This is a genomic window from Streptomyces sp. NPDC005775, assembly GCF_042871565.1.
Classification (GTDB): Bacteria; Actinomycetota; Actinomycetes; order Streptomycetales; family Streptomycetaceae; genus Streptomyces.
This window is the reverse complement of sequence record NZ_JBIAIU010000007.1, coordinates 396,372-416,315: the sequence shown is the minus strand read 5'-3', so window position 1 is coordinate 416,315 and position 19,944 is coordinate 396,372. Positions and strand designations below refer to the sequence as shown.

23 protein-coding genes are annotated in these 19,944 nt (G+C 70.5%); 11 read left to right on the top strand and 12 right to left on the bottom strand.

Features of this window, described 5'->3' with window-relative positions; translation table 11 throughout:
• Window positions 1-197 precede the first annotated feature (197 nt).
• A complete protein-coding gene (locus ACFYPA_RS19510; protein ID WP_359317971.1) occupies window positions 198-662 on the top strand; it encodes a nuclear transport factor 2 family protein in 465 nt (154 codons plus the stop codon).
• Window positions 663-695: 33 nt separating this feature from the next.
• On the opposite strand, the gene ACFYPA_RS19505 is transcribed toward ACFYPA_RS19510, so the two are convergent.
• Entirely contained in the window at window positions 696-2,741 is a 2,046-nt protein-coding gene (locus ACFYPA_RS19505) for a prolyl oligopeptidase family serine peptidase (RefSeq protein ID WP_359317969.1), read from the bottom strand.
• A 155-nt stretch (window positions 2,742-2,896) separates the two neighbouring features.
• Between ACFYPA_RS19505 and ligD the strand changes: the two genes are divergently transcribed.
• From ligD to helR, 6 genes are all read left to right on the top strand, one after another.
• On the top strand, window positions 2,897-3,865 hold the full coding sequence (gene ligD / locus ACFYPA_RS19500) for a non-homologous end-joining DNA ligase (protein WP_359086678.1): 969 nt from the start codon (window positions 2,897-2,899) through the stop codon (window positions 3,863-3,865).
• 164 nt (window positions 3,866-4,029) lie between these two features.
• Window positions 4,030-4,554 (top strand): GNAT family N-acetyltransferase, encoded by a 525-nt coding sequence (locus tag ACFYPA_RS19495; RefSeq protein WP_359317967.1) that lies wholly within the window; start codon window positions 4,030-4,032, stop codon window positions 4,552-4,554.
• 91 nt (window positions 4,555-4,645) lie between these two features.
• Window positions 4,646-5,056, top strand: a complete 411-nt coding sequence (locus tag ACFYPA_RS19490) for a VOC family protein (protein WP_359317966.1) — start codon at window positions 4,646-4,648, stop codon at window positions 5,054-5,056.
• A gap of 55 nt (window positions 5,057-5,111) precedes the next feature.
• A complete protein-coding gene (locus ACFYPA_RS19485) occupies window positions 5,112-5,582 on the top strand; it encodes a helix-turn-helix transcriptional regulator (protein ID WP_359317963.1) in 471 nt (156 codons plus the stop codon).
• A 5-nt stretch (window positions 5,583-5,587) separates the two neighbouring features.
• Complete coding sequence (locus tag ACFYPA_RS19480) at window positions 5,588-5,713, top strand: hypothetical protein (RefSeq protein ID WP_359086670.1); 126 nt, start codon at window positions 5,588-5,590, stop codon at window positions 5,711-5,713.
• Between the two features lie 219 nt (window positions 5,714-5,932).
• Entirely contained in the window at window positions 5,933-8,077 is a 2,145-nt protein-coding gene (gene helR / locus ACFYPA_RS19475; RefSeq protein WP_359317960.1) for an RNA polymerase recycling motor ATPase HelR, read from the top strand.
• A 413-nt stretch (window positions 8,078-8,490) separates the two neighbouring features.
• Here the strand turns inward: helR and ACFYPA_RS19470 are convergent, their stop codons facing one another.
• The 3 genes from ACFYPA_RS19470 to ACFYPA_RS19460 form a co-directional block, all read right to left on the bottom strand.
• The gene (locus ACFYPA_RS19470; RefSeq protein ID WP_359086667.1) at window positions 8,491-10,047 is read right to left on the bottom strand and encodes a polysaccharide lyase family 1 protein; all 1,557 of its coding nucleotides are present in this window, start codon (window positions 10,045-10,047) and stop codon (window positions 8,491-8,493) included.
• A 666-nt stretch (window positions 10,048-10,713) separates the two neighbouring features.
• The gene (locus ACFYPA_RS19465; protein ID WP_359317957.1) at window positions 10,714-12,117 is read right to left on the bottom strand and encodes a carboxylesterase family protein; all 1,404 of its coding nucleotides are present in this window, start codon (window positions 12,115-12,117) and stop codon (window positions 10,714-10,716) included.
• Window positions 12,118-12,161: 44 nt separating this feature from the next.
• On the bottom strand, window positions 12,162-12,929 hold the full coding sequence (locus tag ACFYPA_RS19460; protein ID WP_359317954.1) for a DUF4232 domain-containing protein: 768 nt from the start codon (window positions 12,927-12,929) through the stop codon (window positions 12,162-12,164).
• A 356-nt stretch (window positions 12,930-13,285) separates the two neighbouring features.
• Here ACFYPA_RS19460 and ACFYPA_RS19455 point away from each other — a divergent pair, with 356 nt between their 5' ends.
• Entirely contained in the window at window positions 13,286-13,528 is a 243-nt protein-coding gene (locus ACFYPA_RS19455; RefSeq protein ID WP_389133111.1) for a hypothetical protein, read from the top strand.
• Window positions 13,529-13,642: 114 nt separating this feature from the next.
• Window positions 13,643-13,855: a hypothetical protein gene (locus ACFYPA_RS19450; protein WP_359086664.1), complete on the top strand. Its 213-nt coding sequence runs from the start codon at window positions 13,643-13,645 to the stop codon at window positions 13,853-13,855.
• Between the two features lie 130 nt (window positions 13,856-13,985).
• Here ACFYPA_RS19450 and ACFYPA_RS19445 read toward each other — a convergent pair whose 3' ends face one another.
• The gene (locus ACFYPA_RS19445) at window positions 13,986-14,567 is read right to left on the bottom strand and encodes a helix-turn-helix domain-containing protein (protein ID WP_359320775.1); all 582 of its coding nucleotides are present in this window, start codon (window positions 14,565-14,567) and stop codon (window positions 13,986-13,988) included.
• A gap of 94 nt (window positions 14,568-14,661) precedes the next feature.
• Here ACFYPA_RS19445 and def point away from each other — a divergent pair, with 94 nt between their 5' ends.
• On the top strand, window positions 14,662-15,321 hold the full coding sequence (gene def / locus ACFYPA_RS19440) for a peptide deformylase (RefSeq protein WP_359320778.1): 660 nt from the start codon (window positions 14,662-14,664) through the stop codon (window positions 15,319-15,321).
• 45 nt (window positions 15,322-15,366) lie between these two features.
• On the opposite strand, the gene ACFYPA_RS19435 is transcribed toward def, so the two are convergent.
• The 3 genes from ACFYPA_RS19435 to ACFYPA_RS19425 form a co-directional block, all read right to left on the bottom strand.
• Window positions 15,367-15,921, bottom strand: coding sequence for an MOSC domain-containing protein (locus tag ACFYPA_RS19435; protein WP_359086659.1), 555 nt, complete (start codon window positions 15,919-15,921; stop codon window positions 15,367-15,369).
• A 7-nt stretch (window positions 15,922-15,928) separates the two neighbouring features.
• Complete coding sequence (locus ACFYPA_RS19430) at window positions 15,929-16,255, bottom strand: NIPSNAP family protein (RefSeq protein ID WP_359086657.1); 327 nt, start codon at window positions 16,253-16,255, stop codon at window positions 15,929-15,931.
• Between the two features lie 67 nt (window positions 16,256-16,322).
• Window positions 16,323-16,796 (bottom strand): carboxymuconolactone decarboxylase family protein, encoded by a 474-nt coding sequence (locus tag ACFYPA_RS19425; protein WP_359086656.1) that lies wholly within the window; start codon window positions 16,794-16,796, stop codon window positions 16,323-16,325.
• A gap of 194 nt (window positions 16,797-16,990) precedes the next feature.
• Here ACFYPA_RS19425 and ACFYPA_RS19420 point away from each other — a divergent pair, with 194 nt between their 5' ends.
• Window positions 16,991-17,179: a DUF6381 family protein gene (locus tag ACFYPA_RS19420; protein WP_359086655.1), complete on the top strand. Its 189-nt coding sequence runs from the start codon at window positions 16,991-16,993 to the stop codon at window positions 17,177-17,179.
• Between the two features lie 131 nt (window positions 17,180-17,310).
• Here the strand turns inward: ACFYPA_RS19420 and ACFYPA_RS19415 are convergent, their stop codons facing one another.
• From ACFYPA_RS19415 to ACFYPA_RS19400, 4 genes are all read right to left on the bottom strand, one after another.
• Window positions 17,311-17,709 (bottom strand): DUF6221 family protein, encoded by a 399-nt coding sequence (locus tag ACFYPA_RS19415; protein ID WP_359086653.1) that lies wholly within the window; start codon window positions 17,707-17,709, stop codon window positions 17,311-17,313.
• Window positions 17,710-17,897: 188 nt separating this feature from the next.
• A complete protein-coding gene (locus tag ACFYPA_RS19410) occupies window positions 17,898-18,344 on the bottom strand; it encodes a nitroreductase family deazaflavin-dependent oxidoreductase (RefSeq protein WP_359086795.1) in 447 nt (148 codons plus the stop codon).
• 145 nt (window positions 18,345-18,489) lie between these two features.
• On the bottom strand, window positions 18,490-19,005 hold the full coding sequence (locus ACFYPA_RS19405) for a DinB family protein (RefSeq protein ID WP_359320782.1): 516 nt from the start codon (window positions 19,003-19,005) through the stop codon (window positions 18,490-18,492).
• Window positions 19,006-19,046: 41 nt separating this feature from the next.
• Complete coding sequence (locus tag ACFYPA_RS19400; RefSeq protein ID WP_359086799.1) at window positions 19,047-19,829, bottom strand: DUF4389 domain-containing protein; 783 nt, start codon at window positions 19,827-19,829, stop codon at window positions 19,047-19,049.
• Window positions 19,830-19,944 lie beyond the last annotated feature (115 nt).

Below are 19,944 nucleotides of genomic sequence, written 5' to 3'. Positions count from 1 at the left end.
GAATCAGGCGGTGCGGCGAGCCGAGGCTGACTCGGCGGCCCGCGGGCCGAGGGGCGACAGGGGGCGCCGAGGGGCGGGCCCGGACCTGCGCGCCGGGTCGTTTACCTCTGGGGTAATGGACCGCGCTCCCCTCCTTCGGCAGGATCGGGCACAACGACGGGGACAGCCGTAGCCCCGATGCAGCCGCGAGGAGCGCCATGGCCGTCAAGTCCGCCACCGAAAAGCAGAGTCCGACCGGCGGAGCGGGTGCGGGTGCCGTCGCCGAGGCCACCCGCGCTGTCGTGGGGGCGTTCCTCGCGGCCCGGCTGGCCGGGGACACCGAGCGGATGGTCGCGCTGTTCGCCGACGAGGTCGACTGGCTGCTGGCCGAGAACCCCGGGGCCCCGTGGATCCGCCCACGGTCCACGGCCGCCGAATGCGCCGCCCAGTCGGCTGAGTTGGCGGCGCACACGGTGCCCGAGGATGCGCGTGCGTCCGTCGACACCTTCCTGGTCGACGGCACGGAAGCCGTCCTGATGGGGCACCTGTCGGGAACCGTACGGGCGACGGGCAAGTCCTTCGCGGGCCCGTTCGCACTCCACCTCACCGTCGAGGACGGCCGCGTCACCCGGCACCACCTCTACGAGAACAGCCTGTCGATCGCTGAAGCCTGCGCGCGGTAGCGCCGGCCCGGGACCGTGGCCACCCCCGCCGGGTCAGCAGGGGTGGACCGTGGGATCCGGTGGGGTCTGTGGCGAGAGGTGGTTCCACAGGAACGTGTGCAGCAGGGCGTTGTTGTGGGCGGACTGCTCGTTGTCGCCGGCGCCCGCATGACCACCACCGGTGTTCTCGTGGAGCAGGACGCGGTGGCCGAGTTCGCGCAGCCGTGCGGCCGTCTTGCGGGCGTGGCCGGGGTGGACGCGGTCGTCACGGGTGGAGGTCGTCAGGAGCAGTGGCGGATAGTCGGGACCGGCGGCAAGCCGGTGGTACGGGGACAGCGCGCGCAGGTGCTCGCGGTCGGCCGGACTGTCCGGGTCTCCGTACTCGGCGATCCAGGACGCACCGGCGAGGAGCTCGTGGAAGCGGAGCATGTCCATCAGGGGGACCTGCGCGACGATCGCTCCGAACAGTTCCGGGTAACGCGTGACCATCGCGCCCATGAGCAGCCCCCCGTTGCTGCCGCCCGCGGCACCCAGCATGGCCGGGGTGGTGATACCCCGTGCGACGAGGTCGGCGGCGACGGCAGCGAAGTCCTCGAAGGCTCGTGCCCGTTCCGCACCGAGCGCGGCGCGGTGCCAGCCCGGTCCGTACTCACCGCCGCCTCGGATGTTCGCGATCACGTAGGTGCCACCGCGCTCCAGCCAGGCCCGGCCGGTCACCGCACCGTAGAAGGGTGTGAGTGAGACCTCGAAGCCACCGTAGCCGTAGAGGAGGGCGGGGCCGGGGCCGGTGGGGGCGTGGTCGGGGCCGATCACGAAGTACGGCACCTCCGTGCCGTCCTGGGAGAGCGCGAAGAACTGCCGCACGGTCAGGCCGGCCGCGTCGAAGCGGGCCGGCGCCTCCTTGAGGATCTCCGTATCGCCCCCGATCGTCCCGTGATAGAGCGTCGACGGCTGCAGGAAGCCCGAGACGTCCAGGAAGAACTCGTCGGAGACGTCCGGATCCGTGTCCATGACGGTGACGGCGGACAGCGCCGGGACGTCCGCGAGCGATTTCCGCGCCCATCCGGAGCCGGAGGTGGGGGTGAGCACCTCGATGCGGGTGCTGACGTGGTGCATCGTCTCCAGGATCAGGTGGTGACGGGTCCACGCGTGCCCGGCAAGAGCCGTCCCGGCGTCGGGGGTGAACAGCGCCTCCGGGGTGCGGTCGCCGGCCAGGAAGGCGTCGAAGTCGAAGGCCAGCAGCGAGCCCGCCCGGTGCCCGAGCCAGTCGGACTTCAGGTGCACGATCAGATGCTCGCGATGGGCGTACGCAGTGGCGTCGTCCGGGACGTCGAGCCTCACCAGCGAGGCGTCGCCGGTGAGGAGATAGGTCTCACTGTGGTGGAAGTCCATCGACCGCACGACGAAGTCCCGTTCGAAGCCGGGTGTGGAATCGTGCCGGCCCGCGACGGCCACGTCACGCGGTTCTCCCTCGAAGACGGGGTGGGCCTCGGCCAGGGACGTACCGCGGCGCCATCTGCGGACCGTCCGCGGATAGCCGGATTCGGTGAGGGAGCCCGGCCCGAAGTCCGTACCGACGAAGACGGTGTCGGCGTCGATCCAACCGATGTGTGTCTTCGACTCCGCCACCTGGAACCCGTCCTCGACGAAGCTCCGGGCGTTGAGGTCGAACTCGCGGACCACCACGGCGTCACCGCCGTCGCGCGAGAGACGGACCAGGGCTCGGTCGCAGTCGGGACGGCGTACCCGCGCACCGGCCCACATCCACTTCACGCCCTCCTCGGCGGCGAGCGCGTCGACGTCGAGGAGGACCTCCCACCGGGGGGCGTCCGTGCGGTACTCCTCCGGTGTCGTGCGCCGCCACACACCACGCGTATGCGCGGCGTCCCGCCAGAAGTTGTAGAGGAACTCTCCGTGGCGCGAGACGTAGGCAATGCGGTCCGGCGCGTCCAGGACCTCCCGCAGGCGTTCCTTCAGGGAGGCGAATCCGGCGCCGGACGCCAGCGCGGCCTCCGTCTCGGCGTTCCGCTCGGCCACCCAGGCGAGCGCGGCTTCGCCCTCGACGTCTTCGAGCCACAGGTACGGGTCATCGTTGATCACCACAGAATTGTGCAGGGTCGCCGGGCGTGGCGGGGGACGTTCGGGCTCCCTGGGGCGGGCTGAGGCCCACGGGCCCGTTGCGGGGAGCGCGGTCGTCTGTCGTGCGTCCGCCCGCCGGCCTGCACAGTTCTGCCGGACGTTCGATCATCGGGACCATGGCTCCGATTCCTCCCGGCACCCTCTGGTCGCCGCCGTCGATCGCACCGATGCTGGCTGTGCCGGGGCCGCTCCCCGTGCCCGACTCGGACTGGGCGTTCGAGACCAAGTGGGACGGTGTCCGCTGCATCCTGAGCACGACGGGCGACGGATCGGTGCGGCTGACCTCGCGCGCGGGAAACGACATCACGGTGACCTATCCGGAGCTGCGGGCACTGGGCGGTGAGCTGCGCGGGCGGGGAGTGGTCCTGGACGGGGAACTCGTGACCCTGGATGCTCGCGGACGGTCCGACTTCGGCCGGCTCCAGAGCCGGATGGGCGTGGTCGACGCACGGCGCGCCGCCCGCCTCGCGCTGGACTGTCCTGCCCATCTGATGATCTTCGACGTCCTGTACGTCGACGGCGGGGTCCTGCTCGGTGCCTCGTACGGCGAACGCCGCGAGGCTCTGTCCGCCCTCGCGCTGACCGGGGCCCATTGGTCGGCACCCTCATACGTACACGGACGCGGGGCGCAGGTGTGGGAGGCCGTGGTCCGTGAGGGACTGGAGGGCGTGGTCGCCAAGAGACTCTCCTCCCCGTACACGCCCGGCACCCGATCGGCTCACTGGCGCAAGACCAAGCTGGTGCAGACGCTGGACGTGGTCATCGGCGGCTGGACCCAGCGCCGGGGCTCCGCCGTGGGTGTGCCGGGGGCGGTACTCGTCGGCGTCACCGGGCCCACCGGGCTGAGGTATGCGGGATCGGTCGGATCGGGTATGTCCGAGCGTGAACAGAGCGAACTCATGGCGTACTTCGCGGTCATCGCACGATCCACGTCCCCGTTCGCCGACCCGGTCGACGTGGCCGGCGCGCACTGGGTCGAACCGCGGCTGGTCGCGGAGGTCACCGCGTCGGAGTGGACCAGGGCCGGACGGTTGCGCCATCCGGTCTGGCAACGGCTGAGACCGGACCTGACCCGCCTGGACTGACCAGGGGCGCACGGCCCCGACCGGGCCGGGCGAGCCGGGCCGTACGCGGCTCCGGCAAAATCGCGCCATGGCTGAACGCGACAGGGGGTCCGGTTACCTCAGCCTCGGCCGGGATGCCATCGCTGAGGCCCCGGACGGCGGAACACCCGTGCGAAGATCGCGAGATGAACGCTCTGCGCTTCCGTCCTGCCCATGACGCCGACCTCACCGCTGTCGTGGGGCTGCGCGACGACGCCGCGCGCTGGATGCTCGCGCGGGGCGTCACGGGCCAGTGGCAGCCGGGTGAGCTGGGCGGGGATCACTTCCGCCGGATCATGGAGACCGGGGAGGTGTGGCTCGCGGAGGCTGCCGGGCGCATCGTCGGGGCCTGGGAGCTGTGGTGGGCGGACGAGGACGCCTGGGGGCCGCAGTCCTCGGCGGCCGGGTATGTGCACCGGCTAATGGTGGATCACCGCAGCGTCCCGCCCGGGACGGGCCGGCAGCTTCTGCGCGAGGCGGAACGCCGCGTGGCCGGGACGGGCCGACCGTTGGTACGTCTGGACTGCCTGGCCGGCAACGCGTCTCTCGAGGCGTATTACCTCGATGCCGGATACCGGGTTGTCGGGCACAAGGAGGGAAAGCCGCAACCGGGCGGAGCGCGCAAGGCGTTCACTCTTCTCGAGAAGCCCGTGCGGAAAGGCGGCGAGTAGCCGCGGTGGTCGAGAATCCGGCCACGGGACCGGCGGAATCGATCAGGAATCGAGAAGCGCGCGTCACAGCGGCGGATCTAGCATCGTCGTCATGGACATCAGCATTCACACCAGCTTCCTTCCGCACAGCGACCCGGACGCGTCGGTGGCCTTCTACCGTGACGTTCTCGGCTTCGAGGTCCGCACCGACGTCGGCCAGGGCAGGATGCGCTGGATCACGGTCGGTCCCGTCGGGCAGCCCAGCACGTCCATCCTGCTGGCGCCGCCGGCCGTCGACCCCGGCATCACCGAGGACGAGCGCCGCACCATCACGGAGATGATGGCCAAGGGCACCTACGGATGGATCCTGCTGGCCACCCCGGACCTCGACGGCACGTTCGAGAAGGTGCAGGCGGGCGACACCGAGGTCGTCCAGGAGCCGACCGAGCAGCCGTACGGCATCCGCGACTGCGCCTTCCGCGATCCCGCGGGCAACCTGGTGCGCATCCAGGAGCTTCGCTGAACCGTCCGGCCCACGCACTCCCGGTACGCATCGCTGTCGACGAAACGGAGCTCGTATGTGTCATCCCGCGTGGGGGCGCGCGCGCATGGCGGCGCAGCGCCTGAGTGACCTCGCCCGACTGCGCCGCGTGCGCGACCGGATCGACCGGGAGTACGCGCGGCCGCTGAACGTCGAAGCGCTCGCCCGCGGCGTGAACGTGCCGGCCGGGCATCTCAGCCGCCAGTTCCGGCTGGCCTACGGCACGAGTCCGTACGCCTATCTGACGGCCCGCCGCATCGAGCGGGCGGCGGTCCTGCTGCTCCACGGTGACCTCGGCGTCACTGAGATCCGCCGCGCGGTCGGATGCCCTTCGCCGGGTGTCTTCCGTGCGCGTTTCACCGAACTCGTCGGCGTACCGCCCCACGTCTACCGGCGCCGCGCGACGTGCGTCGTGGCGGGAACGACGCCGTGGATACCCGAGCAGGCGACGGCCCCGGTCGTCCGGGATGAGGCGGCGGCCGTCGAGCCCGGAGCCGGCCTGCGGTGATGTAGGTGAACGAGGCCGACGAGGCGCTGGACCGACGGCCGGACCCGGCGTCGGCGAACATCTCGGCCCGTCTGCTCGATGAGGTCATGCGGCTCTTCGTCCACCTCATCCGGTGGGCCGAGAGCCATTGAGCCAAGGCGTAAGGGGATACCCACCTCTCGCCACTCTTAACTTATAGCGCAGTGGGGGGCTTGCCGCAAGGCCCCCCACATGCCGCAGAATCACTCGCCGAGGCCAGAAGCTGCGGAAACGGGAGATTCACCAAGTGCATATGTTTTTGCCGGTTACCGGGGTGCGGAAATGCGCACCGACGGACTGCCCGAACGCGACCGCGGATCGGAGCCGATGACATGAATCCCCTGACCACCAGCGCGTTCGACCTTCCCGGCCGCCTCGCCCCCAAGGCCGACCCTCATCTGATCGCGGGCGACGAGCGGCACTTCGAGGCGATCGCCGAGTGCCTCGAGCAGTCCCTCACCGAACTGTCCGCGCGCCTCGACGCCGAGCGCAGGTCGCCCGGTGGTGTGGGCCGGCAGGCGATGGACCGGGACATCGAGATCCACCGGCTGACCACCCGGCTGCGCACGTTGCGCAGGTTCGGCCTCGATCTGTGCCTCGGCCACATGGTCGGCACCGAGGACGCCGAGCCCGTGTACGTCGGACGGCTCGGCCTCACGGACAGTACGGGCCGCCGACTGCTGGTCGACTGGCGCTCTCCCGCGGCCGAGCCGTTCTTCGCGGCCACCCACGCCCAGCCGATGGGGCTGGCGCGCCGTCGCCGGTACCGCTGGACCCGCGGCCGGGTCAGTGACTACTGGGACGAGGTCTTCACCCCTGACGGGGGCGCCGGCCACGCGGCGCTCGATGACCAGTCCGCCTTCATCGCCACCCTGGGCAGCAACCGGTCGCCGCGTATGCGCGATGTACTCGGCACCATCCAGGCCGATCAGGACGCCATCATCCGAGCGGGGTCCCGTGGCGCGCTCGTCGTCGACGGCGGTCCGGGCACCGGGAAAACCGTCGTCGCCCTGCACCGTTCCGCGTACCTCCTCTACTCCGATCCTCGCCTCGGCCACCGTCGCGGCGGCGTGCTGTTCGTCGGTCCGCACGAGCCCTACCTGGGTTACGTGAGCGACGTCCTGCCCAGCCTGGGCGAGGAGGGCGTGCAGACCTGCACCCTGCGCGACCTCGTCACCGAGGGAGCCGCGGCAGCGGCCGAGACCGATCCGGACGTGGCCCGTCTGAAGTCGTCCGCGGATCTGGTGAAGGCGATCGAGGCTGCCGTCGGGTTCTACGAGAAGCCTCCCGCCAAGGGGATGACGGTCACCACCCCGTGGTCCGACGTCCGGCTGCACGCGGGCGACTGGGCTGTGGCGTTCGAAGCCGCCCCGGGCACTCCGCACAACGAGGCGCGTGACCAGGTCCTGGAAGAGCTGGTCACGATCCTGGTGGACCGGCACGACGGCGACGTTCCGGACGCACTGCTGCGCACATCCCTCCTGCAGAACCGGGAGTTGCTCGCGGCCTTCGACGGTGCGTGGCCGCTGATCGAAGCCGCCGACCTCGTCGGAGACTTGTGGTCGGTACCGGCCTATCTGCGCATCTGCGCTCCCTGGCTGAGTCGCGACGACGTGTCACGGCTGCAGCGCGCGCACGCCCAGGCCTGGACGGTGCCGGACCTGCCGCTCCTGGACGCGGCACGCCGACGGCTCGGTGACCCGGAGATGTCGCTGCACAAGCGCAGGCACGACGCCGCCGTCGCGGCCGAACGCGAGCACATGTCTCACGTCATCGACACCCTGCTCGAAGCCGACGCCGACGGCGAGGGCGCGGTCACGATGCTGCGTGGACAGGACCTCAAGGAGACCCTCGTCGACGGATCGTCCGTGCCGGTCGGCGAACCGGACCTGCTCGCCGGGCCGTTCGCGCACATCGTCGTGGACGAGGCCCAGGAACTGACCGACGCGGAATGGCAGATGCTGCTGCTCCGCTGCCCCTCCCGGAGCTTCACCATCGTCGGCGATCGCGCCCAGGCCAGACACGGCTTCGCCGAATCCTGGCAGGAGCGGCTGGAGCGGGTCGGGTTCGACCGGATCAGCCAGACCTCCCTGAGCATCAACTACCGGACGCCGGAGGAGGTCATGGCGGAGGCCGAGCCGGTCATCCGGGCCGCGCTTCCCGACGCCAATGTGCCGGTCTCCGTACGCAGCAGCGGCATTCCGGTCACCCATGGTTCCGCCGGCGAGCGCGACACGGTCCTCGACACCTGGCTCACCGCGCACGCCGACGGGATCGCCTGTGTCATCGGCGATCCCACGTTCCGGGCCACGCCCCGGGTCCGTTCACTGACCCCGGCGTTGTCGAAAGGGCTGGAGTTCGACCTGGTCGTCCTCGTCGACCCGGAAGCTCTCGGCACGGGCATCGAAGGAGCGGTCGACCGCTACGTCGCGATGACCCGCGCGACCCAGCGGCTCGTCGTCCTCACGCGTGGGTGACACCGGCTCGGTGGCCACCACGGTGGTCGTGCCGGACCGACGACAGGCCACTCGGCCGCTACGGTCCTGCCCCGCCCAGGTGGACGGCCCCTCTGCGCCGCCTCTCGCCGCGGGGGCGGGGGCGGCGGGGGCGGGCCCCCCCGCCCCGCGGGGGGGGGGGGGGGGTGGGGGCGCCGGGGGGGGGGGCCGGCGGGCGGGCCCAAACCCCCGGGGTGGCTCACTCCGCCGGCACCGGGGGGGGGGGCCCGCCCCGCCCCCCGCCCCCGGGGCCGCTCGGGGCCGGCCCCCCCCGGGGGCCCGCCCCCCCCCCCCCGCCCCCCGCCGGGGGGGGGGCGGGGGGGGGGCCGCCCCCGCCCCCGCGGCGGCGTACGGCTGGGGTCTTTCGTCCGGATGCATGATCCGGACGAGAGGCCCTAACCCGCGTAGGTCTCGAACTCGGCGATCTTCGGCGTGCCGGTCGAGCCGGTGATCTGGAAGGTGATCTTGCGCAAGGACGTCTGCGCGAAGCTGATGACGCCCGCCCCGCTGCCGGAGGTCAGTACGGCTCCGGTGTCGCCGTTGAGCACCTTCCAGGTTCCGATGCTGCCGCCGGAGCCGGACGCCTCCCGGATGTTGACGGAGGAGACTGCGGTGGCGGAGCCCCACTTGACCGAGATCGATCCGGTGGCTCCGGCGGGCGACCAGTAGGTGCTCAGGTCACCGTCGCGCACGTTGCCGTAGCTCGTCCCGTCGGCCTTGCTGGACCCGTCGGAGCCGGCGCCGATGCTGAGGTTGGTACCGGTGGGGTCGGTCGGGTCCGTCGGGTCCGGAGTGGGATCGGTGGGGTCGGGCGTCGGGTCGGTCGGGTCCGGGGTCGGCGTCTGCGTCGAGCAGTTGCCGTCCGAGACCTTCAGCCCCTTGTTGGCGCCCGCCGTCTGGGCCACGATGCCGGGCACACAGGATGCCGCGTCCAGGCTGTAGGCGTAGGGGATGCTGACGGTGGTGTTGGACTTCGGGTCGGGCCCGGCCGGGTTGTTCTCGCTGCTGCGTGCGGACCACGTCACGTTGTCGAAGGTGTTGCCGCTGACCTGCCAGTACCCGGCCGCGTCCGTGTAGAAGGTGCCCAGGACGTCCTTGGAGTCCTTGAAGTAGTTGTTGTCCACCTTCGCGCGGGCCCCGGCCCGGGAGTTGATCCCGGACTTGTTGAGCTTCACGTAGTAGTTGTTGTAGATGTGGGCGATGCCTCCGCGCAGCAGCGGGGTGCGGGAGTCGACGTTCTCGTACAGGTTGTGGTGGAACGTGACGAAGCCGTTGTCGAGCTGGGTCTCGCTCGACCCGATGAGGCCGCCGCGGCCGGAGTTGCGCAGGGTGCTGTAGGACAACGTCACGTACTGCGTGTTGTCCTTCATGTCGAAGAGGCCGTCGAACCCTTCCGACTCGCCTCCCGACGCCTCCAGGCTGCTGTGATCGACCCAGACGTTGCGGACGTCGCTCTCCATGCCGATGGCGTCACCGCCGTTGGATGTGGGCGACCCCGACTTCTTGACGTTCCGGACGGTCACGTTCTGGATGATGATGTTGCTGGACTGGCGTATGTGAATGCCCAGTTGATCGAAGACGGCGCCACTGCCGACGCCGACGATCGTGACGTTGCTGATCTGCTTGAGCTCGATCACACCGGCTGCGGTGTTACAGCTGTCGCCGGACACCTTGGCGGTGTTGGCGTGGTTGATGGTCCCCTCGACCTCGATGGTGATGGGGGTGCTGCTGCTGGCCCGGCTGCACAGGGCCTGGTGGATCGCCGTGCCCGTGGTGGCCCGGACCGTCTGCCCGCCGGCGCCGCCGGTGGTCCCGCCGTTCTGCGTCGCGTAGCCGGTGGCGCCAACGGTCGCGGCCGATGCCGAGGGCATCGACACGACGGCGCCGGTCGCGGCGGCGAGAGCGGCCGTGGTGAGCGCCGCGTACAGGCGCAGTGCGACTCGTCTTTTCATGCTGTTTCTCCCTGTTCGTCTTCCGGACCGGCCAACAAAATGGCATGCCCATGTCACTCGATGACCGGCGGACCGCCGGTTTCTCGCTGGACACGCCTCGATCGGCGTGATGGTGAGTGCTCTGCTTCGGTGCGATCGACTGAGCCGCGCCCTTGCGGCCCGGAGCTGTACGTACGCAGGTGTCTGCCGCGGGATCACCGCCGCCGCCCCTGCGGGAGGCCCGTCGCCTTCGAAACCGTGAAGGAGGACGCGACGCCGCGCCGCCAAGGCGTGCGTCCTGGACGCCATGACGTGTCGGCACCGCGGTTGCGGCCCCGAACCGGATCCCCTGGCGGCTCGCCCGTGGAGACGCGGCTGACGCCGCGACTCCGCAGTCACCGGAACGGAGCCCACAAAACGGAGCTCATGAAACGGAAAGCGCTTTCTGGTCGTGAGAATAGAACTGCCTCCGTCGGGCTGGCAAGGCTCTGGACGCCCCCGCGAGGTAAACCGCTCAATGTCGTTCGCCAACTGCCCTATGTTTGCTGCATTTAGAGGTGAATAGGCGACGCGGCAGGGCGGGGTGCGGAGCCCCGGGGCCCGGCCCACACGGAGTGGAACGCAAGGAGCAAGCGCGTTCTTCACGTGCTGCCGGATGTGCGGGAGTTGGCCTCGGCGCAGTCACAACTACTGGAGCCAGGCGCGCAGTTCCTCGTGGCGCGGTGCGAGGACCACACCGGGGTCGGGGTGATCGAAGATCCTGACCGGTCGGCTCGTGTCCCAGGCCGGCCAGCCCGGGTCTCCCGAGGAGGCGAAGGCGACCCAGGCCCGGTGCATGACGCCGGCCAGCGGTTGAGGAGCGTCCGGCCCGGTGAGCCCTTTCCCGTGGACCAGGTTGTCGAAGACGAAACCGATCTCCAGCGCATGGCACGCGCCCAGCTCCAGAACGGGCGAGCGCCAGGCGAACTCGTACAGGAAGGTCCGGGCCGGCCGCGCGTCGGCGAGCCGGTTGAGCGGTCCCCGCACCAGCAGGTCCGTGGCCATCTCGCCGAGGATCACCCCGGGCTTCGCGCCCGGTCTGGCCGCCCGGTACAGCCGGGCGACCCGCCCGGGGATCCGGAGCTTCAGCAGGGCCAGACGCAGAGTGAGGCCGCTGACGCGCTCCACCATCCCGCTGGGCACGAACCACAAGCGGTACTCCTCCCGGTTGCAGCCCAGCAGGAGATCGACCACGGGCAGCGCAGGACCGTCCGGAACCACGTCACCGTCGACCACGAGGTGAAATCCCGGCCCTCCACTGATCGGGTCGGCTCCGCCGACCACATCGGTCTGTGCGTCCAGCAGCAGGGCAGGGTCCACCTGCGCGAACGCCTCAGCCGTGGCGGGCACCCGTAGCACTTTCGCCATCGCACGTACGGTCTTCGCCCCTTTGCTGCGCGGCACCGTCTGCGGCGCGCCGCTCTGCAGGATCGCCCGGTGGAACAGGCCGGCCGCGCGAGGGCTGGTCATCAGGGCGGCGGTGCTCACGGCCCCGGCGGACTCACCGCACACCGTGACGTTCTCCGGGTCCCCGCCGAAGGCGGCGATGTTCTCCCGCACCCAGGTCAGGGCTGCGATCTGGTCCAGCAGACCCCGGTTGTCGGGTGCGTCGGGGAACACCCCGAATCCCTCGACACCGAGCCGGTAGTTGACGGTGACCAGGACGACGCCATCGCGTGCGAAGGCCCGGCCGTCGTACAGCGGAACGGCTCCCGAGCCGTTCCGCAGGGATCCACCGTGGATCCACACCATCACCGGCAGCGGCCCGCCACCGGTGTCCGGCGTCCAGATGTTGAGGTTGAGGCACTCCTCCCCCGGGATGTCCACGTCAGGGAGCAACTGATCGAGAGGCGGCCGGTAGGGGCGCTGTGGCGCGGTCGGCCCGTAGTCGAGCGCGTCGCGCAGGCCCTCCCAGCGCTCGACGGGCGCAGGCGCGCGAAAGCGGTGGACGCCGAAGGGCGCGGCGGCGTAGGGAATGCCGAGGAATGCGGCGACCCCGTCTTGGACGCGGCCCCGGACCCGGCCCTGCTGTGTGGTCGCGATGGCGTCCATGTCGGTCCTTCCGCGAGGCGCCCACGTGCCCGGCTCCTACGTTGTCAGCCGCCCACCGCCGTGGTCGTGAAGCGGTCGCCGCAGATGTGGAGCAGTGAGGTGCGCAGGGTCAGGGCATCCTTGGAACCGGGTGGATAGACCCGGAGGTAGTCGGGCGGGCTCCAGCAGCCCGAGTCCTTGATGCCCTGGTTCAGGGTGTGCAGGGTGACCTCTGCCGTCCTGCCGGGGTCGATCACCGCCTGCTCCCGCATCGCGCCGTCCCGCTCGGCGGGGACGCCGATCATGCTGCCGTCGCGCTTGATCAGGGAAACACCCGGGAAGCCCCGCAACGCACACGCGGTGGACGACTTGTTCACGAAGGTGAGCCGGTAGTAGATCTGACCCGCCCCGGCGTCGGCACGGCCAAGGCGCATGGTCAGGCTGTCGGCGGTGCAGCGCCGGGCACCCGAAACGGCTCCGGAGCCGGGACTGGCACTGGCACTGGCACTGGCACTGGCGGCAGCGCTGCCGGCCTCGTCCTGGTCTGCAGGTTCACCGGCGCCGCCCGTACCCGTGGCAGGGGAAGTGGGGCCCCCTCCTGAGGGGCTTTCACTGTCCCGAGCGGAAGCGTCCGGCACCGAACCGGTCGCCCCGGACGGTCCGGCCGAAGCCGGCGTACCGCCGCAACCGCCTGCCGCCAGGGCGATCGAAGCTATCGCCACCGGGACGACCACACACCTGCGGAGTCTGCGAGCCCTTTGGGCTGCCGGCCCTCCCCACGGCCGGTGCGACGGTGCGAACGGTTCCGGGGTGGTGCGCGAGAGTGAACTCATATCCCTCACCTGCTCGATTCGGCAGCATTTGAACCCGGCCCGCTACGGAACGGCACACCTGGGGGACGGATATATGGCGGAAGGAGCAGCCGTGCCGCAGCGCACCTCTCCGTGGGGAAACCGTCCGCCCAGGCGGGTGACTCGGGCGGCCGTGGACTGCCGTACGGGCTGAACCGCGGCTAAGGGCTGTCCCGCAATTCCTGGTGGATCAGCGCGCGGCGTCAGATGCGGTGCATCGCAAGGCGGAGGAACGCCCGAATACTGGATGTATTCGGGCGTTCCGACAACGCGGCGAGGTGCCGTAGCTGTCGTCGCGCGCCCGCCAGGAATTGCGGGACAGCCCTTAGCCTGTCCTCGTGATCAATCACCTGCTACGCGCCGCTTCGACCGTCGCGTTGACCGCCCTGCCCCTCGCCCTGGCCGGTCCGGCGAACGCCGCGGAAGGCTCCATCCCGTCACAGGCGGCCCCGTGCGCCGCCGTCACCGCGCCCGTCGGCTACGTCTGTGTGCCCGCACCCAAGCAATGCATCACGACGCCGTGCCCGCAGTACGACCTTGTGGCCCTCGCACCTGAACCGTGGTCAGACGTCCGCACGTGACCGGCCTCCGCCCCTGACCGGGTCGAACGTCGCGCTTCCCACCTCAGTCGGCTGTTCGCCTGACGTCACGCGGATCGCTCTCGCCGGCGGCGGGTCGGGGGAAACCTCATTCTGGTGACCAGGCCGGGGATCGTCGTCGACACGGACGGTCTGGTGCGCGGCAGCGGCGAGATCAGGATTCGTCCCGAGTCCGGTCCGGGCGCTCCCGCCACCCTGCACGTGCAGCTGACCGGGCAGTCCCGCGGCGGTGACATCACCGCCCGGCCACCGCGGCGTACGCTCTCGGAGCTGATGCGCCGCCGCCCGCCGGGGAGCAGCACCCGCTGAGGCGCCTGCCGCGTGCGAGTCGGTTTTGGCCGTCGCGCCGGCGCGGGACAGTCGTCGCGGCCTCTCGTAGCGTGTCGCCGGTCAGGAACTGCGGGCCGGATCTCACAGTTGCGTGCCACGGCGCCCGGCCTCATTGGCCGAGGAGAGGGAATAGCCGGGTGATCGCTGCCACGGCCACCGTCCCGGCCGGACGGGTGGCGGGCCCCTGGTCCCGGTCGCGGTAGCCGGCCAACAGGCGGCGGATGGACGCGCCGAGTTCGGCCGTCTCCGCCGGGGTGAGGTGGACCACGGCGCTGAACGACTCGTCCTGCTGCCACTCGCTCGGCGCCTGTGCCCGATGGGCCAGCCAGTGCCGGTAGCTCTCGTCCTCCAGTCCGCGGGCCTGCACGGCGAACTCCTCCGCCGCTTTCGCATCCGGCCCGTCCCGCCCGTCCGACCCCACCGCGGGCGCCCATCGCAGCTGCCACGGCCGCGCCCGGCCGCCGTCGTGCGGTGCCTCCTCGATGAGGCCGTGCCGAGCGAGTTGGCGCAGATGGAACGAGCACAGGCCGGAGCTGTGGCCGAGACGGGCGGCGGCCTGGGTGGACGTGACCGTGCCGACCTCGGCGAGCAGGTCCAGGAGAGCCAGACGCACCGGGTGATCGGGGAGACGCGCGCGGGCGCGGTGCGCCAGGGGGTCCACACAGGGGAGTTGGCGGTTCTCGTCGCTCATTTTGCAAAGAGTGCTACTTTGCAAAGCATTCGGTCAAGCCGCGCCAACGCCGGCCTCGGCCGTCCGAGGAATGTGTGGAAGGCGTGAGTGCTCCATGACGGGTCGGTTCGACAACACCGCGCAGGACCGCCGGGTGCGTGTGCTGGGAGAGCCCGTGGATGCGTATCCGCGGTTCGCACCCGAGGCCGAGCGCGGTGCGGTGCGCCGCATCACCGTCGTCGGGGAGGAGATCCTGCGGCGTCGGTGCCGGGAGGTCACCCGGTTCGGCACGCCGGAACTGTCGCAGCTCATCGACGACATGTTCGCCACCAACCAGGTGGCGGAAGGTGCGGGGCTGGCCGCCAACCAGGTCGACGTGGACCTGCGGTTGTTCGTGTGGGACATCACGGACGAGTGGGGAGTACGCCACGTCGGGCACCTCGCCAACCCGGTCCTGGTGGACGTACCGGCCGGGGAGCGCCGCCTGGTCGAGGAATCCGAAGGGTGCCTGTCCGTTCCCGGTCCCTACCGGGTGGTGCCCCGCCTCGACCGTGCCGTCGTCCACGGCCGGGACAGGAACGGTGAACCGGTGGTGATCGAGGGCCGGGGGTACTTCGCGCGATGCCTTCAGCACGAGACCGACCACCTGCGCGGTCACCTGTATCTGGACCGGCTTGCCCAGCGGGAGCGAAAGGCGGCCCTGCGTGAGATGGCGGCGTCCAAGGACGAGATGTTCGCCCGGCGGGCCGCCGTCGCCGAGAAGCTGGGCAAGTAGCACCGTGCCTCGCCGAACCGGTCGGCTCACCAGGCCTCGCACCCGCTAGACGCGCTCCAGAGGCCGGTGCGGACCGCCGGGCAGGACCACACCGATCGCGTCGCCGGGTCGCACCCTGCCTCCGCGCCGGACCACACCCATGATCCCGGACCTGAAGGTGAAGTCCCCGGTCGCGACATCGATCTCGAACATCTCGTTCAGCAGACCCGGCCGGAAGGTGTTGATCTTCGAGCACGGGTTGCGCAGACCTGTGACTTCCACGATCGCTTCCTCGCCCAGGTGCAACAGCGCGCCTGTGGGCAGTCCGAGCAGGTCGATCCCCCGGGTGGAGATGTTCTCTCCCAGCTCGCCCGCGGCGACGGCATAACCCTTTCCCGCGAGTGAGTCGAAGAGCTCCTCGTGCATGAGGTGCACCTGGCGCAGATTGAGCAGCTCGGGTTCGTACGTCATGCGGAACTGGTGCCTGATGGTCTCCCCGGCATGGACGTCGTCCTCGACGCCGAGGCCCTCGACCAGCGTGATGCCCGCCCGGTTCGGCTTACTGAAGGAGTACGTCCCCTCGCTGCTCACCGCGGTCACCCGCGCCGTCGCGGCGGTCATTTCGCTCTCACTCGGAAGATCCTGTCGTCCCGGTGTCGAGAGGGCGCAGGAAGCGGCGCTCGTACCGCCGGATGCATCCCGTGCGGCGCGCCAGCTCGAACGCGGCCTGGCACTCGGGGTCGGTGGCGCTGTCGGACCGGTAGCGCTCGTACTGCGCGAAGCCGGGGAACGAGAAGAGCGCGTACGCGATGTCGCTGTCACCCTCGCTGGGCAGGAAGTAGCCGTGGTGGGTGCCGCCGAACCGGTTGACGAGGCCGACCCAGCGCCGGCCGTACTCCTCGAAGTCCTCGATGCGGTCGGGGTCGATCTCGTACTTCAGATGAATGGTGATCACCGACCACATGATGCCGCAGCGGTCGGGCGTACCTGCCGGGCGGGTTCACGCAGCGACCGCTGCGCGGCTATCCGAACTGGCCGGGCTGGTAGTCGCCCGCGGGCTGCTGGACGATGACGTTCACACGGTTGTAGGCATTGATGAGGGCGATGAGCATCACCAGGGCGGCCAGCTGGTCCTCGTCGTAGTACGTGGCCGCGTTCGCCCAGGCATCGTCGGTGACGCCTCCGGCCGCGTCCGCGATGCGGGTGCCCTGCTCGGCCAGCTCCAGTGCGGCGCGCTCGGCATCGGTGAACACCGTCGCCTCCCGCCAGGCCGCAACCAGGTGGAGACGGATCGCCGTCTCCCCGGCGTGCGCGGCGTCCTTGGTGTGCATGTCGGTGCAGAACCCGCAGCCGTTGATCTGACTCGCCCGGAGCTTCACCAGCTCCTGCGTGGCGGCCGGCAGGGTCGAACCCACGACCACCTTGTCCGCCGAGTTGATGTACCGCAAGAACTTGGCCCCTGACGCGTTGCCGAAGAAGTTCAAGCGAGCATCCATGGTGCGCTCCTGTGCCGTCGTCGATGAGTACAACCCTCTGAAGGAGCAGATCGGCACGCCGCGGCGGAAACTGAAGCGATGCGGCCGGGTTGCGCGCCGCGTCCCGTAGCGGCGCGTGACCGTTCGAGATGCAGGTGTGGGGGCACGCTGATTCGCTGGTGGGGTCGGCTCTCCCCCGAGACCCAGGAGTGATCATGAGTGTTGCGGATGAAACCGGCGGTCGCGCCGAGCGTATTCGCGCCAAGGCGGCGGAGATGAAGGAGGCGGCCGAACGTTCCTCCGATCCGCAGGAGCGGCGGCGCCTCGAGGACAAGGCGCGCCGGCTCCAGGAACGGAGCGATCAGGTGTCCACCAAGGGCGATGGCGGCACGAACCCGCTCTGACCACTGGCGGTGTCCGCCCGGCGGCAGCCCGTGGCGGCAGTACGAGGGCCGGGTCGGCGGTCTCGGGCCCTTGGGGCGCTCAGCGTGCCGCGGGAGGCGGAGCCGTCTCCCCCGGCACGGTGCTGGTGCGCCTACTGCGTGAAACGGGGCAGCCACTTCACCTGGTAGCCGGGATGGCCCGCGTGTTCCGCGGCCATCTGCCGGACCACGAAGCCCAGGCCGAAGGCCCGGCCCGAGGCGAAGTCGCGCTGGGGGCGGTCGACGTCCAGGGCGGCGACCTCCGCGTACTCGTCGAGGAGCACCCTGCTGGTCTCGATGCGCCGGAGGGTCCGCGCGGGATCCTGCAGGGCGATGTGGTGGTCGTAGCCGTGTGTCCTCAGGGTGAACGCGATGGCACCGGTCCGGTCATGGATCTCGCCGGGTACTTCGGCCGGGCATCGCCACCCGTCGCCGCCGGCCGCGCGTGCGACCTCTTCTTCCTCGTCGAGGCGCGCCCGGACGAACGCGACCAGCTCGGAGTTGTCTGTCATCTGGTTGTGCATCCTTCCGCTCGGCCCCACGCCTCAGGAGCCGTGCTGGAGAGTATCCCGTCGCCCTGCCCGCGCCCGTACGCGACCACCGGCCTGTGACCGTGATGTCCCCGTCCGCCCGCGCGGTTCGGCTCCGCGCGGGCGGACGGGCCGGCCGCAGCCGGCCCGTCCGCCCATGGCCGTGCCGCTCAGTGGCCGGCGGCCACGGGTTCCAGTACGAGGACGGGGATCTGCCGGTCGGTCTTCTCCTGGTAGTCGGCGTAGTCGGGGAACGCCTCGACGGCGCGCTCCCACCAGAGCGCCTTCTCGTCCCCGGTCACCTCACGGGCGGTCATGTCCCAGCGCTTCGCACCGTCCTGCAATTCGGCGCGCGGGTCCGCGGTGAGGTTGTGGTACCAGACGGGGTGGCTGGGAGCCCCGCCCAGTGAGGCGACCACGGCGTACGAGCCGTCGTGCTCGACCCGCATCAGGGGTGTCTTGCGGATCTTCCCGCTCTTCGCACCCAGCGTCGTCAGGATGATGACGGGCATGCCCCGCATGGTCCCGCCCTCCTTCCCGCCCGAACTCTCGTACTGCTCGACCTGTTCACGAACCTGGGCGTGGGGGCTCGGCTCGTACTCACCCTGAAGCGGCATGGCAGCTGTCCTGTCGTCGGCATCCGGCCGCGGCTCTCGTCGGCCGCGTACGCTCATCATGGCTTCCACACCGCCTGCTGCCGAAAGACCCGGCCCGCCGACGTGTCGGCTCCCACGGACGTCCCGTCACCGTCCGCGGCCCGCCTCAGGCCCCGGTGACGCCGTCCAGCCGCTCGCGCACCAGATCGGCGTGGCCGATGTGGCGTGCGTACTCGCCGATCATGTGGACGTGGACCAGGCGCAGCGAGAAGACCTCGCCGTTGTGGACGAACGTGTCGTCGAACGACGCTCGGGCGATGATCTCGTCCGCCAGGCGGCACTCCTCGATCAGCCGGGCGTAGTCCTCGGCCGCCCGGGACGGATCGAGGTCCTCGAAGTCCGCGTCCTTGCCCTTCTGCGGGTCGTACATCGGCGCGAGGTCCTCACCGGCGAACCGCTGCCGGAACCAGGTCCGTTCGACCTTGGCCATGTGGCGCAGGAGCCCGAGGAGCGAGAGGTTCGACGGGGGCGTGGTCCGCTCGGCGAGCTGCTCGCCCGTCAGGCCGACGCACTTCTGGAGGAGGGTGGCGCGGAACCATCCGAGGTATCCGGTGAGCATCTCCCGCTCTGCCGCGACGAGCGAACCATCGGTACGGGTGGCTTCGGGTGCTGTCCATTTCATCGGACGATCATGCCGGTCGGGTGGCGGTTCGCACGAGTCCTTTACGCGCGCATCCCGTAATCGGTGTCGTCGGACGACGAGCGGGTCACGGACGTCGTGATGCTGCCGGCGAGTCCCAGGACGAGGAAGAGGACCAGCAGCGCCTTGCCCGCGGTGCTCATGACCAGGGGCCGGGTCGCGGAGCGCCCCTGTCGTTCGGGTACGGAGAGGGCGTCCTCGCCGAAGAAGCCCTTGGGGTAGGCGGGGCTGAGCATCGTCACGTAGGCGGACACGCGCATCTCGTAGCGGAGGGTGGCCGCCGTGGCTTCGAAGAGCGGGCGGGGCATGCGTCCGAGGATCAGCGTGATGAGCCACCACACGATCGCCAGGGCCCACCAACCGGACGTGGCGAGGCTCTGTACGACGGCGGCGGGGATCACCAGGATCAGCCGGAAGAAGACGGCCGGCCGGCTGAGGCGCGTCGGACGGACGTCGATCCGGACCGGGAAGTCCGGCGGCTGGGCCAGCGTGAACGGCGGATAGCTGTCGACGAGGAGCATGCCGCTCGCGGCGACCCTCGTGCGGTAGGCCAGGGTCGCCGCGAGGAAACGGAAGACGGGTTCGGGCAGCCGTCCGAGGACGAGAGCGGCGAACCAGCCGAACACGACGGTGAAGAACGCCGCGATCTCCAGGAGGAACAGCACGACGAAGTGCGGGATCAGCAGCAGGAGACGGAACAGGATCGTGAGCCGGCGCTGTCGGACCGGCTCGACGAGGTCCAGCACGGGCAGGAATTCCTCCGCGTCCCCTGCCCTGCGCCCCGGACTCCACTGCGCGTCGGCCATGTCGCTCCCCTTCGGCGGGTGATCCGTACGCTCGCGGGACTGTGCGGCGTCACCTCACGCTGGATCCCGCCCGGGTCCCCTGCAATCGGCCACGGGCCGATCGGGTGCCCGGCCG

Coding starts and splice junctions, on each gene's coding strand:
- ACFYPA_RS19445 (WP_359320775.1), bottom strand. CDS start 14,567: ATGAGCGACGAGAACCGCCAACTCCCCTGTGTGGACCCCCTGGCGCAC.
- ACFYPA_RS19490 (WP_359317966.1), top strand. CDS start 4,646: ATGGACATCAGCATTCACACCAGCTTCCTTCCGCACAGCGACCCGGAC.
- def (WP_359320778.1), top strand. CDS start 14,662: ATGACGGGTCGGTTCGACAACACCGCGCAGGACCGCCGGGTGCGTGTG.
- ACFYPA_RS19435 (WP_359086659.1), bottom strand. CDS start 15,921: ATGACCGCCGCGACGGCGCGGGTGACCGCGGTGAGCAGCGAGGGGACG.
- ACFYPA_RS19405 (WP_359320782.1), bottom strand. CDS start 19,005: ATGAAATGGACAGCACCCGAAGCCACCCGTACCGATGGTTCGCTCGTC.
- ACFYPA_RS19470 (WP_359086667.1), bottom strand. CDS start 10,047: ATGAAAAGACGAGTCGCACTGCGCCTGTACGCGGCGCTCACCACGGCC.
- ACFYPA_RS19410 (WP_359086795.1), bottom strand. CDS start 18,344: ATGCCGCTTCAGGGTGAGTACGAGCCGAGCCCCCACGCCCAGGTTCGT.
- ACFYPA_RS19460 (WP_359317954.1), bottom strand. CDS start 12,929: ATGAGTTCACTCTCGCGCACCACCCCGGAACCGTTCGCACCGTCGCAC.
- ACFYPA_RS19495 (WP_359317967.1), top strand. CDS start 4,030: ATGAACGCTCTGCGCTTCCGTCCTGCCCATGACGCCGACCTCACCGCT.
- ACFYPA_RS19485 (WP_359317963.1), top strand. CDS start 5,112: ATGTGTCATCCCGCGTGGGGGCGCGCGCGCATGGCGGCGCAGCGCCTG.
- ligD (WP_359086678.1), top strand. CDS start 2,897: ATGGCTCCGATTCCTCCCGGCACCCTCTGGTCGCCGCCGTCGATCGCA.
- ACFYPA_RS19510 (WP_359317971.1), top strand. CDS start 198: ATGGCCGTCAAGTCCGCCACCGAAAAGCAGAGTCCGACCGGCGGAGCG.
- ACFYPA_RS19415 (WP_359086653.1), bottom strand. CDS start 17,709: ATGACAGACAACTCCGAGCTGGTCGCGTTCGTCCGGGCGCGCCTCGAC.
- helR (WP_359317960.1), top strand. CDS start 5,933: ATGAATCCCCTGACCACCAGCGCGTTCGACCTTCCCGGCCGCCTCGCC.
- ACFYPA_RS19400 (WP_359086799.1), bottom strand. CDS start 19,829: ATGGCCGACGCGCAGTGGAGTCCGGGGCGCAGGGCAGGGGACGCGGAG.
- ACFYPA_RS19465 (WP_359317957.1), bottom strand. CDS start 12,117: ATGGACGCCATCGCGACCACACAGCAGGGCCGGGTCCGGGGCCGCGTC.
- ACFYPA_RS19420 (WP_359086655.1), top strand. CDS start 16,991: ATGAGTGTTGCGGATGAAACCGGCGGTCGCGCCGAGCGTATTCGCGCC.
- ACFYPA_RS19425 (WP_359086656.1), bottom strand. CDS start 16,796: ATGGATGCTCGCTTGAACTTCTTCGGCAACGCGTCAGGGGCCAAGTTC.